This is a genomic window from Kosakonia sp. YIM B13588, from assembly GCF_042788165.1.
Lineage (GTDB): Bacteria > Pseudomonadota > Gammaproteobacteria > Enterobacterales > Enterobacteriaceae > Kosakonia > Kosakonia sacchari.
The window spans coordinates 13,834-29,664 of sequence record NZ_JBHZPO010000020.1 but is presented as its reverse complement, the minus strand read 5'-3'; the positions used below and the strand labels follow the sequence as shown (position 1 = coordinate 29,664).

The 15,831-nt window shown below is 56.4% G+C and carries 25 protein-coding genes; all 25 read right to left on the bottom strand.

Annotated elements, in window-relative coordinates:
- Positions 1-24: 24 nt before the first annotated feature.
- The 25 genes from ACFX4U_RS23035 to ACFX4U_RS22915 all read right to left on the bottom strand — a co-directional run bounded on the left by ACFX4U_RS23035 (position 25) and on the right by ACFX4U_RS22915 (position 15,652).
- Positions 25-306, bottom strand: coding sequence for a phage tail assembly protein (locus tag ACFX4U_RS23035; RefSeq protein ID WP_020454794.1), 282 nt, complete (start codon positions 304-306; stop codon positions 25-27).
- Positions 307-365: 59 nt separating this feature from the next.
- Positions 366-884: a phage major tail tube protein gene (locus tag ACFX4U_RS23030; protein WP_086873819.1), complete on the bottom strand. Its 519-nt coding sequence runs from the start codon at positions 882-884 to the stop codon at positions 366-368.
- Between the two features lie 12 nt (positions 885-896).
- Positions 897-2,078 (bottom strand): phage tail sheath protein, encoded by a 1,182-nt coding sequence (locus tag ACFX4U_RS23025; RefSeq protein WP_313508383.1) that lies wholly within the window; start codon positions 2,076-2,078, stop codon positions 897-899.
- A 323-nt stretch (positions 2,079-2,401) separates the two neighbouring features.
- Positions 2,402-2,842 (bottom strand): tail fiber assembly protein, encoded by a 441-nt coding sequence (locus ACFX4U_RS23020; RefSeq protein WP_313508384.1) that lies wholly within the window; start codon positions 2,840-2,842, stop codon positions 2,402-2,404.
- A 2-nt stretch (positions 2,843-2,844) separates the two neighbouring features.
- Positions 2,845-3,873: a phage tail protein gene (locus ACFX4U_RS23015; RefSeq protein WP_313508385.1), complete on the bottom strand. Its 1,029-nt coding sequence runs from the start codon at positions 3,871-3,873 to the stop codon at positions 2,845-2,847.
- A gap of 129 nt (positions 3,874-4,002) precedes the next feature.
- Positions 4,003-4,599 carry a tail fiber assembly protein gene (locus ACFX4U_RS23010; protein ID WP_349350488.1) on the bottom strand — a complete coding sequence of 199 codons (597 nt, stop codon included), beginning with the start codon at positions 4,597-4,599 and terminating at the stop codon, positions 4,003-4,005.
- Complete coding sequence (locus tag ACFX4U_RS23005; protein ID WP_313508389.1) at positions 4,599-5,615, bottom strand: phage tail protein; 1,017 nt, start codon at positions 5,613-5,615, stop codon at positions 4,599-4,601. The genes ACFX4U_RS23010 and ACFX4U_RS23005 overlap by 1 nt, the downstream gene beginning before the upstream one ends.
- A 128-nt stretch (positions 5,616-5,743) precedes the next feature.
- Positions 5,744-6,340: a tail fiber assembly protein gene (locus ACFX4U_RS23000; RefSeq protein ID WP_349350489.1), complete on the bottom strand. Its 597-nt coding sequence runs from the start codon at positions 6,338-6,340 to the stop codon at positions 5,744-5,746.
- Complete coding sequence (locus ACFX4U_RS22995; protein WP_313508390.1) at positions 6,340-7,431, bottom strand: phage tail protein; 1,092 nt, start codon at positions 7,429-7,431, stop codon at positions 6,340-6,342. The genes ACFX4U_RS23000 and ACFX4U_RS22995 overlap by 1 nt, the downstream gene beginning before the upstream one ends.
- Before the next feature lie 156 nt (positions 7,432-7,587).
- Positions 7,588-8,196: a phage tail protein I gene (locus ACFX4U_RS22990; protein WP_313508391.1), complete on the bottom strand. Its 609-nt coding sequence runs from the start codon at positions 8,194-8,196 to the stop codon at positions 7,588-7,590.
- The gene (locus tag ACFX4U_RS22985) at positions 8,189-9,097 is read right to left on the bottom strand and encodes a baseplate assembly protein (protein WP_313508393.1); all 909 of its coding nucleotides are present in this window, start codon (positions 9,095-9,097) and stop codon (positions 8,189-8,191) included. Before ACFX4U_RS22985 ends, ACFX4U_RS22990 begins: the two co-directional genes overlap by 8 nt.
- A 4-nt stretch (positions 9,098-9,101) precedes the next feature.
- Positions 9,102-9,449, bottom strand: a complete 348-nt coding sequence (locus ACFX4U_RS22980; protein ID WP_200553561.1) for a GPW/gp25 family protein — start codon at positions 9,447-9,449, stop codon at positions 9,102-9,104.
- Positions 9,446-10,081 carry a phage baseplate assembly protein V gene (locus ACFX4U_RS22975; protein ID WP_313508396.1) on the bottom strand — a complete coding sequence of 212 codons (636 nt, stop codon included), beginning with the start codon at positions 10,079-10,081 and terminating at the stop codon, positions 9,446-9,448. Before ACFX4U_RS22975 ends, ACFX4U_RS22980 begins: the two co-directional genes overlap by 4 nt.
- Positions 10,082-10,158: 77 nt before the next feature.
- Entirely contained in the window at positions 10,159-10,626 is a 468-nt protein-coding gene (locus tag ACFX4U_RS22970; protein WP_313508398.1) for a phage tail protein, read from the bottom strand.
- Positions 10,589-10,834, bottom strand: a complete 246-nt coding sequence (lysC, locus tag ACFX4U_RS22965) for an Rz1-like lysis system protein LysC (RefSeq protein WP_074460813.1) — start codon at positions 10,832-10,834, stop codon at positions 10,589-10,591. The genes ACFX4U_RS22970 and lysC overlap by 38 nt, the downstream gene beginning before the upstream one ends.
- Complete coding sequence (lysB, locus tag ACFX4U_RS22960) at positions 10,734-11,147, bottom strand: Rz-like lysis system protein LysB (RefSeq protein ID WP_313508401.1); 414 nt, start codon at positions 11,145-11,147, stop codon at positions 10,734-10,736. The genes lysC and lysB overlap by 101 nt, the downstream gene beginning before the upstream one ends.
- Positions 11,144-11,653 (bottom strand): lysozyme, encoded by a 510-nt coding sequence (locus ACFX4U_RS22955; protein WP_305735272.1) that lies wholly within the window; start codon positions 11,651-11,653, stop codon positions 11,144-11,146. Before ACFX4U_RS22955 ends, lysB begins: the two co-directional genes overlap by 4 nt.
- Entirely contained in the window at positions 11,628-11,858 is a 231-nt protein-coding gene (locus ACFX4U_RS22950; protein WP_313508404.1) for an HP1 family phage holin, read from the bottom strand. The genes ACFX4U_RS22955 and ACFX4U_RS22950 overlap by 26 nt, the downstream gene beginning before the upstream one ends.
- Entirely contained in the window at positions 11,849-12,052 is a 204-nt protein-coding gene (locus ACFX4U_RS22945) for a tail protein X (protein ID WP_020454780.1), read from the bottom strand. The genes ACFX4U_RS22950 and ACFX4U_RS22945 overlap by 10 nt, the downstream gene beginning before the upstream one ends.
- 209 nt (positions 12,053-12,261) lie before the next feature.
- On the bottom strand, positions 12,262-12,447 hold the full coding sequence (locus ACFX4U_RS22940) for a hypothetical protein (RefSeq protein ID WP_017459947.1): 186 nt from the start codon (positions 12,445-12,447) through the stop codon (positions 12,262-12,264).
- A gap of 74 nt (positions 12,448-12,521) precedes the next feature.
- Positions 12,522-14,576 carry a replication endonuclease gene (locus ACFX4U_RS22935; RefSeq protein WP_313508407.1) on the bottom strand — a complete coding sequence of 685 codons (2,055 nt, stop codon included), beginning with the start codon at positions 14,574-14,576 and terminating at the stop codon, positions 12,522-12,524.
- On the bottom strand, positions 14,577-14,798 hold the full coding sequence (locus ACFX4U_RS22930; protein ID WP_017459949.1) for a TraR/DksA family transcriptional regulator: 222 nt from the start codon (positions 14,796-14,798) through the stop codon (positions 14,577-14,579).
- Positions 14,798-15,028 carry a DUF2732 family protein gene (locus tag ACFX4U_RS22925; RefSeq protein ID WP_313508409.1) on the bottom strand — a complete coding sequence of 77 codons (231 nt, stop codon included), beginning with the start codon at positions 15,026-15,028 and terminating at the stop codon, positions 14,798-14,800. The genes ACFX4U_RS22930 and ACFX4U_RS22925 overlap by 1 nt, the downstream gene beginning before the upstream one ends.
- 64 nt (positions 15,029-15,092) lie before the next feature.
- Entirely contained in the window at positions 15,093-15,431 is a 339-nt protein-coding gene (locus ACFX4U_RS22920) for a DUF5347 family protein (RefSeq protein ID WP_305735276.1), read from the bottom strand.
- Positions 15,432-15,469: 38 nt separating this feature from the next.
- Positions 15,470-15,652: a hypothetical protein gene (locus ACFX4U_RS22915; protein ID WP_313508412.1), complete on the bottom strand. Its 183-nt coding sequence runs from the start codon at positions 15,650-15,652 to the stop codon at positions 15,470-15,472.
- Between the last annotated feature and the right edge of the window lie 179 nt (positions 15,653-15,831).

Sequence of the window (15,831 nt, the reverse complement as noted above, 5' to 3'; positions counted from 1 at the left end):
CAACCGACAGCCTGGCCGGAAAATTTACTGTCCCGAAGCTGGTGACAAAAAACCGACCACCTTGCCCGCCAGCGCCACCATATCGGCCAGATCCAGCGCACCCACTTCCTGCTCGGTAAGTGAAGGGGAGGTGATGCGCGGCAGCACTTTAATCAGCGCGTCCACTTCAGCGTTTGCCACCGCGGCCAGGCTCAGGCCGCGCAGCGTACCGGCATTCGGTTTCATCAGCGTAAGGGAGTTGATCAACTGCTCGCCGCGTTTAATCGGGGTTTGCAGGGTAATGACGTTATCAGTTTCGTGGCTCATACGATCCTCGTTGCTTTTACGGGGGAAAACCCGGCCAGCCAGGCTGACCGGGTGGGGCATTACAGGCCGATATTGCGGCGGTGCTGTTCGAGACGGTCGACGCCGTTCACTTTTTCAACCATGTTGACGGTGTCGATCTCCACCAGCTCCTTGCCATCAATGGTCAGTTTGAAGTAGGTGCAAATCACGGAGATTTTGGATTCCGTATCTTCACCTGGCTTGTTTTCGCCAGTGTCGATCTCTTTCTGGCGACCACGCATCACCACTTCCACTGCCACTGTTTCCCCGGTGTCATCGCGCTGGTAAGAACCGGCAAAACGGATCGGCACCGCGTCGGCGCTGGTGGCGCCATACAGTTCCCAGATAGCTTCATCCGGGAAGCCGCCCAACGACCACTCCATTGACATCGCCTCTTCATCAAGACCCATATCAATTGGCGCGACGCCATTCATGCCTGCACCGCGGTAGTTTTCCAGCTTGCGGGTCAGCTTTGGCAGCGTGATGGATTTGGCGACACCCTGGTAGCTGTAGCCATTGAGGAACACGTTCATATATTTCAGTTTTCGTGGCATTGCCATTTATCAGGCTCCTTAATTGCTGTTAACCGAGGAGACCAGGTTCGCCAGGTACTTATCGGTGATGCGCTGGCGTAAGGTCAGGTTTTCCAGTGGCGGGACCGGCGTATAGTCGTAATCGATATACAGTTTCCCGGCTTTCAGGGTTTCGGCGTCGTTCGCGGATTCATCGAACCAGCAGGTCGCATCGACGATGTAACCGTTACTTTTCAGCTCGCGGAATTTCGCGTTAATGCCATCGATGATGTCGCGGATAAGCGTCGCGGTAATCGGTTTGTCCACCGCCCACATATGCGCATCGGCCATGGTGTCGGCAATAACCTGCGCAGTACGGGTATAGTTTTCAAACAGGAACAGCGGATCATCCGAGCAGGTGCGGTTGCCCCATAAACGGAAGCCATCTTTACGAATCAGCGTGGTGACGCCGGCCTGGTTGAGCAGATCCGCATCGGTGCCGGATTCCTGCAAATCCCAGAACACCGGGGTGCTGATGCCGGTCACGCCATTAACGCCAACGTTAGACAGGGTTTTGTGCCAGCCAACAGACTGGTCGATATAAGCGCGCAGGCCGAGCGCTCGCGCGGTGGCATACGCCGTGGCGCTGGCGTTGGCGACGGTATCCCAGGCGAGGAAGTCCGGCCAAATCACCATCAGCTCGCGCTGGCTGAAGTTCTCGCGGTACTTAATGGCTTCCGAAATGGTTTTGCAGCCCCACGCGCTGACGTAACCGAAAGCACGCAGCTTCTGGCAGACGGGTGCCAGCGCTGTTGCGACTTCCTGGGTGTCGTAACCCGGCACGCCAAGAATACGCGGTTTCACGCCAGTCACCGCTTCAGCGGTCAGCAGCGCTTTCAGGCCGGTGTATTTCCCGTTGGCATCGGTAGTGCCGATGATGTTGGAAATCGTCTGCGCCTGGGCATCGTCGCCGCTACCTTCCGCGACACGTACTACAACGATCACCGGTTTCGCCTGATCGGCAATCGCCTGTAAGGACGATGCCAGCGTACCTTTGGTGCCCGCTTTGGCGATGGCGCTTTGCACGTTGGTGATAAGCACCGGTTCATTCAGTGGAAAGGTTGCCGCATCGGCGTCGCTGGCCGTACAAACCATGCCGACGATGGCGGTTGAGACAGTGGAAATGACGCGTGTGCCGTCGTTAATTTCAACGACCTGAACGCCATGATGGTAGTCACTCATCCGTTTAACTCCGTGGTGTTGGGGTGAGAGCTATTTTCCCGAACGCAGCGCTAACGCGCTATTTGTCGGGGTTGGCGTGGGGATGAAACAACACGGTAGACAAAAAAAAACGGGCCGGAGCCCGTTGGATGTTATTTGTTATTGCAGTTTTTCCGGCCAGGGGATATTCGTTATTGGGGCAGAAGGTGGGGGTATCCTGCATATCCTATTCACGACCGAATATTTTCTTGCATGTATACACCCCGATAACAATCACCCCGTAACTGCCTGGATAAAATGCATCAAAGCGGTGAAGGGCGTTGTAACCTCCACTGCGTCTGATATCAACTGGCCTGAGCGCCTGGCAGGACAGGCCATTCAATATCGGGCACTTTTGATGTGTCTATTCTCATCAATAACACCCGATATTCTTTCAATGCGGTCAATGTATCGGTTTCCTCTGTGGTAGCCATTCCGAGATCGACGGCATCCTGGAGGATGCTGATTTTGCTTGACGCTTTCTGTATGAGTGATGACTGTTGGGAATTTGCCTGCTCAATAATTTGTTCCCGAGTCGGGGCTGGTTCATCTACCCACGCAGGTCTGCCGCCTGCCACACCCATTAATTTCCCGGGAGGTGGAGTTTGTTTCCAGTAGATAGTAATTTCTTGATCGGTTGCAATAAATGCATCAGCAGGCCAGTCTTCATCGCTGTAGGTTCCGTCATTTTTCCATGTAATTGGAATAAATGACTTTAGTGAGGGTGAAAAATAAGCTTTAGTCATAATTAATATCCTATTGCGAAAACGAAAGCCGTGTAACCCGCGCCGCCATTACCGCTAATGCGCAACATAAAATTACTCAGCGATTTTGGTGTTGGATCAGATATGTTGTTAAACGATATCGTCGGATAATCACTACCACTCGTCCCCATCCGGTGGAAGGCTCCCCATACTCCCAGACGGGCATTAGGAAAAGGTGTTGGATATGTCCATGGGGTATCACCAAAATTGCCAGATATAACCGTTCCCCACTGAATAATTAATCCACCTGGTACATCAGGGATGCGGATAAAATCATTGGCTGAATATGAGCGCTTGCTGAAAAGGCTCATTACTGTTGCAACACTCGGCAAAAGATTTGTGGCGGTTCCTGCCACCATTTGGGCATTTGTTGCTACTCCCTGTTTTGCTGCCTCTCCCAAACCAAGATTTTTGAGAGCCTCAGCAACAAGCCCCGCCGATTGCAGTTCTTTTAAGGCGTTGCTAGTCAGCAGATATTGAACGTGAGGGTTCGCTGATGAAAGGTGTTGTTTCATCAGCTCGTCGGAATAGGCTTTTACCTCAATAACCTTATCATCGACATATTTGCGTGTCGCCAGCACCACCGATGGGTCGATTTTCAGCGTGACGGCGGCGGTGGACGAGGCAATCAGCGACATGCGAATGGTTTGCGTACGCCCGCTTCCCTCTTGTAAAAGCGGTTTATAGGTTTCCGGGCAGTTTGCGATGGCAATCAGCGTGCCTTCGTCATCAAAAAGCCCTAACTCGCGGATCCAGAAACCCCCTTCATTTTCCGGGATCACCTGCTGGGCAATTATCTGGTTGGGGTTGTCGGCATCGACAGTGAGCGTATTCACTGCGCCGATACGCTTCTGGTTCAGCAGCTGGGTCTGGGTGGCGTCTGGCACTGGCAGCGCGCCATTGCCATCCCCGACGGCCATTTGCGTGATATGGATTTGCGTGCCACGGGCGGTGGCTGCTGCCAGTTTCGCCGCGCCCTGGTTGGTCAGAATGGCGTAATATTTCGCGGTCATGCGTTCACTCTCAGTTATCGGAAAGGTAGGCACTATTTTCCGGTGAGCGCACAAGCAGAGCTATTGCGTGTGGTTGGCTTGCGGGCAGTACAACCGGGCAACAAAAAATGAGCCGTAGCCCGTCTGGTGTTATTGCGGCTGTTGCGGCCAGTTGATATCCGGTGCCGTTGCGGTATCCACCGCCTGGAGCAGCTTGATGTACTGCAACCAGGCAATCAGCCGGGCTTTATCGTCATCGCTGATGACGCCGAGCTGCAACTCGGTCTGCCACAGGCTGATGGTGTTTTTGGCTTCGTTGAGCAGTTGCGTTTTTTTCTGTTCCGCCCCGGTGACAAGCGCTGACTGCTGTGCGGCGCTATCGGTTACCCATTTGCTGCCGTCCCATTGATCGTAAGCGGTCGCTGGTGCAAGCGGCGTAACGTCTGCCGGGTAATCACCCAGTTTATCCAGTTGCGTCTGCTTGCCGCTGGCGATGTTATAAACCGTTTCGCTGCGATGATCTGCAACGTATTCCCAGCCGCTAAAATCTGCCTTACGGCAAACCGCAAAACCACTTTTCACCGCGAGCGGCGCATCAATGGCGGCGTTTGCCGGAATGCCAACGCCGACAGCCAGGTACTCCGCCGAGGTCGAACGATATTCGCGCGTATCGGCAGTGAAGTTATAGACGGTTTGCTCCCCGGCAACGGTGGCCATCAGGTTCTGATTCAGTGTCGCTTGCGTCATTATGCAGCCCTCACTATGTAGTTAAATGCGATGTTGCGCGGACGTGTTTCAGTAGCGAATGCACCGATGGTACCAGCGGTAGAATTAAGCGTTGCCCATACTCCGCTTGACGTGCCGTTGCCGACAGCAGCATCGCCATTTGTCGCAGAGTAATTGGTGGAATCAATTGGCCCCCAGACTGTGCCTGCGCTCGCACCTTGCGTCGCAATAGTGTGAGTGTGTTGTTGCGTAGCGAAACTCTGTAAATTCAGAAGTGTCCGTCCAGGATCAACACCTCGCCCATCATCCCAGCCGCGAATAAACTCACCACGCAAATCAGGTACATATCCAGACGGAAATACTGTGGCGAGCCCCGGGTATTTCGCCTTATCAAACTCGGCACCATTACATTTGAGCCACCCTGTCGGCGGCGTCGCTGAAGGAAAAGGTAGCGGTACGCCGACAGGCGTAAACTTTGCAATATCGGCGATTTGCAGGTATTGCGGGTGTGGATCAGTAGCGGCAAGATGTGCGGTCAGTAAGTGATCGGCATACGCTTTTACCTCAATCACTTTATCGTCGACATATTTACGCGTCGCGAGCACCACCGACGGGTCGATTTTCAGCGTCACCGCCGCCGTTGACGAAACAATCAGCGTCATGCGAATGGTTTGCGTGCGGCCGCTGCCTTCCTGTAACAACGGCTTGTACGTTTCCGGGCAGTTGGCAATGGCAATCAGCACCCCATCGTCATCAAAAAGCCCCATTTCGCGGATCCAGTAGCCCCCTTCATTTTCCGGAATCACCTGTTCGGCAATGATCTGATTTGCGTTGGCCGCATCGACAGTGAGGGTGTTCACCGCACCGATGCGCTTCTGGTTGAGCAGTTGGGTTTGTGTGGCGTCGGGCGTTGGCAGGCTGCCATTACCGTCGCCGACGGCCATTTGTGTGATATGGATTTGTGTGCCAAGCGCGGTGGCTGCTGCCAGCTTCGCCGCGCCCTGGTTGGTCAGAATGGCGTAATATTTCGCGGTCATGCGTTCACTCTCAGTTACGGAAACGTGGGCACTATTTTCCGGTGAGCGCATAAACAGAGCTATTGCATGTGGTTGGTTTGAAGGCAGGACAACTGCAAATGAAAAAACGGGCCGGAGCCCGTCTGGTGTTATTGCGGCTGTTGCGGCCAGTTGATATCCGGTGCCGTTGCGGTATCCACCGCCTGGAGCAGCTTGATGTATTGCAACCAGGCAATCAGCCGGGCTTTGTCGTCATCGCTGATAATGCCGAGCTGCAACTCAGTCTGCCACAGGCTGATGGTGTTTTTGGCTTCGTTGAGCAGTTGCGTTTTTTTCTGTTCCGCCCCGGTGACAAGCGCTGACTGCTGTGCGGCGCTATCGGTTACCCATTTGCTGCCGTCCCATTTATCATAAGCGGTCGCTGGCGCAAGGGGTGTAACGTCTGCCGGGTAATCACCCAGTTTATCCAGTTGCTTCTGCTTGCCGCTGGCGATCTCATAAACCGTTTCGCCGCGGTGATCGGCAACGTATTCCCAGCCGCTCAAATCTGCCTTACGGCAAACCGCAAAACCACTTTTCACCGCGAGCGGCGCATCAATGGCAGCGTTTGCGGGAATGCCAACGCCGATTGCCAGATATTCCACCGAGGTCGAACGATATTCGCGCGTATCGGCTGCGAAGTTATAGACGGTTTGCTCCCCGGCAACGGTGGCCATCAGGTTCTGATTCAGTGTCGCTTGCGTCATTATGCAGCCCTCACAATGTAGTTAAATGCGATGTTATGCGGGCGAGTTTCCGCGCCACCGGTATTTTCCATCCAGATATAGGTCCATGCCCGCTTGCCAATACTGACGGTAGTATCTGCGTTTTCACTGTTTTCATCTGTGTAAGCAATAATTCTTACGGTCGGCGTAGCGTATTCGTTAATAAACCGGTGGTTATGCGCTCTCAATTCATCGGACTGCGCCGAAAGCAGCACTCGTCCGGCATCCAGCCCGCGCTCATCATCCCAGCCGCGAATAAACTCGCCGCGCAGATCGGGAAGAACACCGGATGGGTACGCCAGCGCCAGTTTGGGATATTTGGCTTTATCAAACGCCGCGCCATTACATGTAAACCACCCTAATGGCGGCGTCGCCTGAGGCCAGGCAACAACACTTCCTACGGGCAGGATGTAGTTGTCATCATTCAGTACATCATGAACAAACTTTGTGTTGGCGATTTGCTGGCCATAGTTGCCGATATGCGTATCCGGAGCGGTAGGCACACCGCTAAATACCGGGCTGGCAAGTGGCGCATATTGCGGATGCGGATTGGCAGCGGCGACATGCTGTTTCAGCAGATTGTCCGAATAGGCCTTTACTTCGATAATTTTATCATCGACGTATTTACGCGTGGCCAGCACCACCGATGGGTCAATTTTCAGCGTCACGGCGGCGGTCGATGAAACAATCAGCGCCATGCGAATCGTCTGCGTGCGGCCGCTGCCTTCCTGCAACAACGGCTTGTAGGTTTCCGGGCAGTTGGCAATGGCAATCAGCACGCCGTCATCATCGTAAAGGCCAATTTCGCGGATCCAGAAGCCGCCTTCGTTTTCCGGGATCACCTGTTCGGCAATGATCTGATTGGTGTTATTCGGATCAACAGAGAGGCGGTTTAGCGGAGCAATACGCTTCTGGTTAATCAGCTGAGTTTGCGCCGCATCGGGCGTAGGCAGTACGCCGTTGGCGTCGCCGAGCGCCATCTGCGTAAGGTTTAGCTTTGTGCCAAGCGACGCGGCGTTCGCCAGCTTCGCGGCCCCCTGATTGGTCAGAATGGCAAAGAATTTTGCAGTCATGCGTTAACTCTCAGGTTGTTGGGTGATGAATCAGTACAGAAGACATTTTCCGTTCAGCGACAGGCGAACGCTATCAGGCGGGGTTGGCTGCCCGCTGGCACAACGAGGCGGGTAATAAAAAACGGGCCGTGGCCCGTTTGGTGTGATGTTGCGTGGTTAAGTGATGATGACATCATCAATCAGATGAACCGCTGAAGCCGGGTAATACTCACCGCCGACTATGATCTCTTCCGGCATGTAAGGGTAAACGGTCAGTTCTTCGCCCAGGTAGCAACCGGCGCCGACATAAAACTCGCCGCTGCTGCTCAGGCTGATGTTTAACCCGGTCAGGTGGCGGCTCGCCGGTTTGGCATCATTAATCAACCGCTCAAGTTCGAGGTACATCTCCTCGGTAATGCCGTTTTCCTGCACGCCAATCACCAGTTTAAAGGTGCCCGGTTCGGCGTTGTCCTCCCACCATTCGCGCAGCTCAATCAGAAAACCGAGCGGCTCAACCACCCGGCGCAGCGCACTGCGTGTGCCTTTGTGTTGATGAACGAAGAATGAAGCGGCAATCACTTTGCGTTTGGTCGCTTCCGGCCAGTTAAAATCCCAGCGGTCGACGGAGAGCGCCCATGCCAGGTAAGGCAGCAGCTCCGCCGGACATGTTTGTGGATCCCACAACGTGCGCAGCGGCACCGGCACGCGCTCAATATCTGCCGCCGCTTTTGCCGCTGCCACCTCAAGAATGGATGAGCCAACAGGCAACAGACGGTCGTCACTCATCGGTGCCTCCGGCGTTAATGCTCCAGGCGGTGCAGTAAGAGGCCTGATTTTTCGCCAGCACCAGATCGCTTTGCGGCGCGCTCAGCTCCACCCGCTGTACGCCTTCAACGTGCAGCGCGGCATAAATCGCCGACTGGCGGATATCGCGCCCTAAACGCCGTTGCGCGTTGATATAGGCTTTTAACTGCTGTTCAGCGGCCTGGCGAATCGGTTCCGATTCCGGGCCCGGGTAGAAGTAGAGCGTAGCGTTAATCTGGTAGGGCACGATCTCCGCGCTTTGCACCGTCACGCGGTCGCCCACCGGGCGCACATCTTCGGCGTTCAGGGCTTTATCCACGATGGCGATCAGTTCATCGCTGGCGCGGCCGTCGCCCTCGCGGGAGAGTACGGAAATGGTGATGTACGCCGGGTTCGGGCTGATGACCGAAATATCGGCAACCCGCCCGTCGGCGCTACGACCATGGTATTCGTACGCGCCTTCCGGCCCGGCGACGCTTAGCCCTTCAAACGCCTGCTGTGCGCGCAGACGCAGATCTTTATCAGATTCCATTACCGCCGGTGTTGGCGGAATGGTGCTCTCGTCGGCAGGCGAAACCACCAGCCGCGCGGTATTGCTGTTAGCGGCCATCACATCCAGATCCTTCCCGGCGGCGTAGGCCAGCATCACCGCGCGAGCCGCTTCGTTAACGCGGCTGCGCCACATCACTTCACGGTAGGCGTTCTCTTGCAGAAATTTGGTCAGCGGTTCGGACTCCAGCGCCAGTGTGCGCGCCAGCGCTTCTTGTTCATCAGTGGGAAATAGGGAAATCAGCGTCGCTTTGCGGTCATTGAGGATAGCCTCATAATCAAGCTCCTCGACCACATCCGGCGCCGGCAGTTGGCTCAGATCGATAATCGGCATGGTTTTAACTCACTGGAAGGGTTAACGAAAGGGATTCGCCGGTGCTGGCGAGTTGCGCGGTCAGGTTGACCAGCAATTTGCCGTCGAACTGGCGCTCGGTGGTGACCGCGCTTACGGTAATGCGCGGTTCCCATTTCAACAGCGCCATGTAACAGGCGGCCTGGATTTGCAGCGTCAGCGCCGGGGTTTGCGGCTGATCGATCATCTCAAACAGCAACGAGCCGTAATCGCGGCGCATCACTCTGGAGCCCATCGGCGTGCGCAAAATATCGCTGATGCTCTGGCGAATATGCTCGGTGTCGGTGAGACGCTTGCCGGTGGTGCGGTTTAACCCGCTGTAACGAACTGTCATAAAGGCGCTCCTGTTGTGCCGCCGCTGTCGCCGGGGTGTTTATGGGTATGCAACACTTTGCCGTTGGAGGTGAGCGATCCGCCGCTGTGCTCAATGTTGCCGCTCATCGTGCCGCCTTTTTGTACCTCCAGCGTGCCGGTAATGAGCTTGTTGGTGCAGACCACTTCCGGCGTATCCAGCGTGATGCGGGTAGTGGCGGTCACCCGCACGTCCGGCACGGTGGCGGTTAGGGATTGCGACGCGCTGATGGTGGCGGTTTTAATGCCGCTCACCGTTAACGCGCTGGTTTTCGGTTCATATTCCACGACTGCGCCATCGGGAAAGGCGACATGCAAGGCGTCGGCGGATGCCGAAGGGGCCGGATTGTCATCGGAAAAAATTCCCGGCAGCACGAACGCGGTGTCAAGCTCGCCGCCGACCGCCAGCAGCAACACCTGTTCGCCGATGGAAGGGGCCCACCAGCTACGTGAATGCCCGGCGTGGTGGGTTAACCACTGCAACCATTGTGTTACGAGGCCGCCGGTCTGCACCCGGCAGCGCCCGCTGTTCAGATCGATGTCGACGATGACCCCGGTGCGGATCATATTGCGCAGCAAACGGGACAGTTCCTGAAGCGAGAGTTGTCTGTTCATAACGAAAATCATCCTATGCGTGACGGGCGTTGAAAAACGGACAAGGCTGTCCGGTTTTTGGCACAACGCCGGGCGATTCAGGCCGGCCAGCGGCTCACCAGTTCACCGTTGATATAAAGCTCGGTCGGACGGGTCACGAACGCGGGCGGCAGCGGTTCCGGTAGCGTTTCGGCATGCAGCGCGCCGTCGATTTCCGTGACTTTGGTGCGCTCGGTCAGCTGCAGCACCATCGTCAGATCCTGAGTGTTGTCGGTGTTTGCCACCAGCGACCAGCTGAAGCTGCCTTTGCGACCGGCTTCGGTAGTGAGGATGTCGGGCTGGTTAGCGCGCAGCCACGCCATTACCGGTACGAACAGCGCATCGATATCACCGGCAAAACCGCTGACGGTGACATTGAGGCTGAACTGTTTTTCAAAAGAGAGTGAGCTGGCGAGAGTGGCGGTGTTACTGCCTTTGTCCACCCACAGGCGCAGCATCGAGGGGTTATCGCGCAGCACCGGAACAGCGTCAGTCAGCGCGGTGCGCAACGTATTGGGTTTTAGCATTGATCTCATCCTGGCAATGTTTAAGGGTTTCGACCTGGAGCGCACACTGTTCCAGTGCAAGCTCCAGTCGGCGGATATCGGCGCTCAAATCGCCGTTAGTTTGCGGGTTACTTCCCGGCATCGGGCACAGGCTGACCAGCGGGCAACTGTTGTAAACAGTGACCGGCGGAAGGGCAGGCGGGGCGCTGGTGCACCCGGCGCACAGCATCAGGTAACTCAGCGCTGTACCAGCGGCGAAACGCGTCATTTTCATTGAGTAACCTCGTAATCGATTGTTCGCGCCGCACCGCCTGCGTGCTGGCGGCATCCAGTTGCAGGCGCAGCGCCACCTGCGCCTGCTGGTTTTTGTCCGCCAGCGCTGTTGCGGCGTTCAGTTGCGCTTTCAACTGCGTGATGGCGCCGTTTTGCTCACGTGTAAGCTGGCGGGATTGTGCCAGCGAGGCGCTCAGCGAATGGTTTTGCTGCACCAGCCACAGCAGGCCGAGCGAGGCGATCAACAGAGCGATCAGACGAGCATTCATTGCGCCCCCTGCAGGCACCAGCCACGTTCGCGCTGACGGCGGTTTTCCAGCCCCTGGTTACGTATACCGTCGATAAACACCCAGCGCGGCAGCTGATCGCAGGCCTGGCGCCACTGCTTTTGGTTAAGGAAATAAACCAGCGTCGAGCGGCAAGCCGCGCCGCTGCCAACGTTAAAGGCGAAGCTGACCACCGCGTCATACACCTGCGGCGGCATTGCCACCGGTGCACACTGCGACAGTCGGCGTTCAACCTGCAATACGTCGGCGACAAGGTTGCTCGCCGCCTCTTTCTCACTGATATCGCGCGTTGGCATGACGCCTGCGGTGTGACCGATGCCGGATGTCCAGACCCCGGCGCTGCACTGGTAAGGACGCAGGCGACAACCTTCAAGATCGGCAATCAGCGCCAGCCCCTGCGGCGAGGTTTTCAGTAAGCGGAAATCCGGCAGCAGCACCGCCAGCGCCAGCACCGCCGCCGCGCTACAGCGTTTTACGGGTAATCCCATTCATCACCTCCTGGGTTGACGCGCAGGACTGGAGGAACAGATAGCTTTTGCGGCGGTAGTACCAGTTCACCGCCACGGTGATGGCAACACCCAGCGCGCCAAAATAGGCGGCGAAGTCTTGCGGGGTCATGGCGCCAAAAAAGGTCAGCGCCACGCTTATCCAGTACGCCAGCGATGAGGTGACTTTTTCGATAGTCAGCCCCATAGATTCACCGTCTCTTTAATGGTTTGCGTCTGTACTTCCGGCAGGTTGACCGTGGTGCCATAAGGCAAAATAACGCCCAGATCGGCGAGCCCCGGGTTGGCGGCGAGCACCGTTTCGACCACGGATGCGGTGCGCCCGTAATAACGCAGGCAAAGCAGGTCGAGGGTATCGCCTTGTTGTGTTTTCACATTCATCGTTCGCGTCTCTTTCCATCAGGAAGGTTTTTCCCCATGGTTAAGTTTCCTGACCGCAGGCGATGGACGCTATCTTTCGGGGCTGGTTAAGCGCTGGCACAACAGGTGCGCACAGGGAAAAAGCACAGCACGAATGCACCAGGCAGCAGTGCCGCTGGCGCATCGAGGGAAGGGCAGCGTTAACTGCCGGGAAGGGACGTGGCGGGGCGCTATTCGGCCTTGTAGAAAATGTTTTCATCCTCGTCGGTGGCGTTTTCGCTGTTGGCCAGGTCCGCAATCAGACTCAGCGCCAGTTTCAGATCGGACGGTTTGCAGTTAGCCAGCAGAGACACCTCGGCAATGAATTGCACGCATGCCCACTTGTGCTGAGTCTGATTTAGTCGCTCAGAGACCATGAATCCCTCTCATGAATTTCTTGTACTGTATGTTTATACAGTATCATAGGCCGATTATTAATGGGAAGCGATAATTATTTGTTCCCATCACTATGTTGCTGATAAAGAAAACCATTATGGCTTTCTGGACGCGCTGCAAAGCCGGTGTTTCCAGCTATTTCCCTGCTATTTCTGCCAGTACAGCGTGCGCTTTTTGGCACCCGTTTGCGCGCCTGCAGAATATCGCTGCGCAGCCAGGCGGTAAGTTGCCGACGCTGGCGGCGGTTTAACCGCTGACCGGGCTTGAGGGGCGTACAGTTATTGACAGAACTCCAAGAAAAGGCGGTCTCCGGCACGTTTTCCTGCGTGCGCTTTGGCACGATCTTCCACTTTTTCAGCCGTGTCAGTAGCGGCGACCCGCTCCCGACTACGCTGTCATACACGCCGCGTACGCGCAGCGTCTCTTCGCCATACTGATTAATATCGCCGTCCGTCTCATAAAGGGTGCGCACCTGCACTTCATCGCGTTTGACGAACGGCCCGCCTTGCGCGTTGACATAACCTGCCCAGTCGCCGCTATCGGCGGCTTCATGCACCTGCGCAAATTCCACGCTCAACCCGCGCGCGGCATCGTTATCGACCAGTTTGCGTAGCTCACGGTAAACGGTGACCGGCGCGCCGCCAATAAACTGAAACTGGCGGATGCGCCAGCGCGCGGCCCATGCACAGACCGCGCAGGCGCTCTCTTTGAGCAATGCGCCGCTCTCGATGTCGGTTTCGCCATCCAGCGCATAGCCGTCGATATTTTTGGCAATATATTTCGCCAGATAACCCGTCGCGCTGCCTTTTAACGCATCAATGGTTTCGACGTGAAAACGTGCCCGTTGCGCTTTCGCACTGGCCAGCTCGTGGCTATCTTGCTGGCAGGCGAAATCGCGCAGGATCTTGCGCACACGGGCAACCTCTTGCGGCTGCATAAACAGCATCAGATGCCAGTGCGGTGTGCCGTCGTGATGCGGCTCTGCCACGCGAATACCGAAAACGCGCAAGCCGTTGCGGTGTAGCTTCGCGCGGATACGTGCCCACAGCCCGGTGAAATACACCTGCGTCTGTGCCGGGCTGGCGCCGTTCCATTTCCGGTTGCGGTAGCCCGCGCGCGTTGTCGCGTGCCAGGCCGAGGGAGCGGTTACGGTGTAAAACTCGCCTGTATAGCCAAGGTTCTGGCAGATGGTTTCGAAACCGCGAAGGCGCGTCATCAGTTCACAGCGGCGGATCGCCGGGTTGGCTACCGAACCGTCGTGTTTATCAACAAGGCTAATGCGGTTTCCCTCTTCATCTTCCAGTTCCATGCTTTTAAGAAACTCGCGGTTGCGCCGTTTTTGCTCGCGCCAGGCGGTTACGCACTGCGCGCTGGCGTAGGGGTGCTTTTTCTTGCTGACATTGCCAAGTGCGATATGCAAATGCTCGCGCCACTGTGCAGCGGCTTTGCGCAGATGCCCGCGCCACCACTGCTCGCTGAACAGGCGCATGATCGCCGGGGCGAGATCTTCCGCGCTGACGACTTTTTGCGTCACCCGCTGCCAGTGCGGGGGAGTAACGTTAAATTGCAAGGCGATGGTGCCTGCGTGCAGATACCAGCGATGCAGCGTTTTCAGCTCCGTTGCGCTTGCGTCGTCGTGCTCTGCCAGTTCGCCGCGAATAAAGTTGGCGATGTCCGCCGCCAGCCTGTCGACAGTGGATTTGTTCATATCCGGCAGCTGGTTGTAGCGGGTCAACAGCGAGACTACGCGGTGTGCCAGTCCCTGCTGAATAACGGTGTCGAAATGACCATTGAACACCGCTTTTGAAACCCGCGGTTGAATATGGCTCAGTTGATAGCGCTGCGCCACTGCGTTGAGCCTTGGCAACGTACGGCGATAAAAATGCAGCAGAAAAGCCTCAGCTTGTGCTATCCCGTGCTCTTTTTCTATCGTATCCGCAGCACGGGTGAGCGAAACGCGTACGCACTCCGGCTGGAGCGCCAGTGCCTGACGCGCCTGCGACACCGCCGCAATATGGCAATTGCGGCGATGCAGCTCAGCGTGAGTGAGCAAGGGGCTGGAGATAGCTGAACGTGGTGCATTCCACGGATAAGCCCAGGTGACGGACAATTAGCGTCTCCTGTAGTGCTTGTCTTTCAGTTCGGCAATCTGCTGACAACTAACGCAGCAGGTGACGCCGGGCAGCGCCATGCGCCGCGCTTGCGGGATAGGCGCATCGCAGCTTTCACAGGTGAGCCTTGAGGGCGCCAGCAGGCGATTGCGCGCATGCTGAATATGCCGTTCGCGCTCTTCCATCTCACGTTGCTGGGCGAGATCCATTTCGTCGGCCATTAGTGCAGCTCCTGCGCCTGGTTGTCGATGTGGCTGGCTTCCTGGCGCAACAATTCAGCGGCATCGTGCCATTCAAGGCGTTGCGAGCTGATAAATGCGGCCAGTGCGTCCAGACGGGCAGAGATAACGCCGGCGCAGCGCAGGCGTTCATTGTTGCGCGCTTGTGCCAGTTGAAGCGCGAGCGCTTCCGGGCTGTGGTTCGGTGCGTTGAGCGGTTGTTTTCTCATCATGTTGCTCCTGAATTTGGGCAAGGGGATGCCCGACGGGTTGACGTCATGGTTGTGGATTGAGGGTTTACAGCGGCATGGTGAGCCGTTTCGGAAACTGGCTGACTACCGCGCGGAAATGGTTCATGGCGGCGATCACCGCCCGTTTCTCATCAAGCGTTAATGCATTCGGGTTGAGCGCCTGGCGCGCGGCGGGCACTCTGGCAAGAAAGAAAATGGCCGCCAGCGCCCGGTTGTTCTCGTCTGCGTGTTCGTCACGCGGGTCACGCAGATCGTCGATAAAGCGTGCTACGTCGCTCCAGTTATCGCCCCATAAGCGACCGCGAAGCTCAGCGATATGGTTCAGCCCGCTTAGCCGCTCTGACGTATTAAGCGGAACATGCACAACAGGGGATGTGATAGCCATAAGCTCTCCTGTGATAGTGTTGGCTTGCAAAAGCAAATTCAGTGTGACGCCATGCCGAACGAGCGTTTAACGCCGTGACGGCACTTTTCCTGTTGCGTAAAGGCAAAATGCCAGGCGCTGGCGTTCACCTGCGCGTCGTGCCATGTTGCGGTGTCGTCGACGTCAGACTTGTGGCGGCTAAGTCGACGCAGCAATATCTGTTCGCGTATTGTCGACCCCACTGACATTCGCTCTGGCTATGGATTGTCGTAAATACTTTCTGGTTTATTGGCGCAGGCATTGTTAGGTGAATTGATGCGTAGCGTGCCGGAAACGGGGCTGTCATCTCTGTGCTCGCCCTGTTATTACGGTCACGTTGGGATCGCATTTGAGTACCGGATAGCGGATGCGGCGGCGTTGA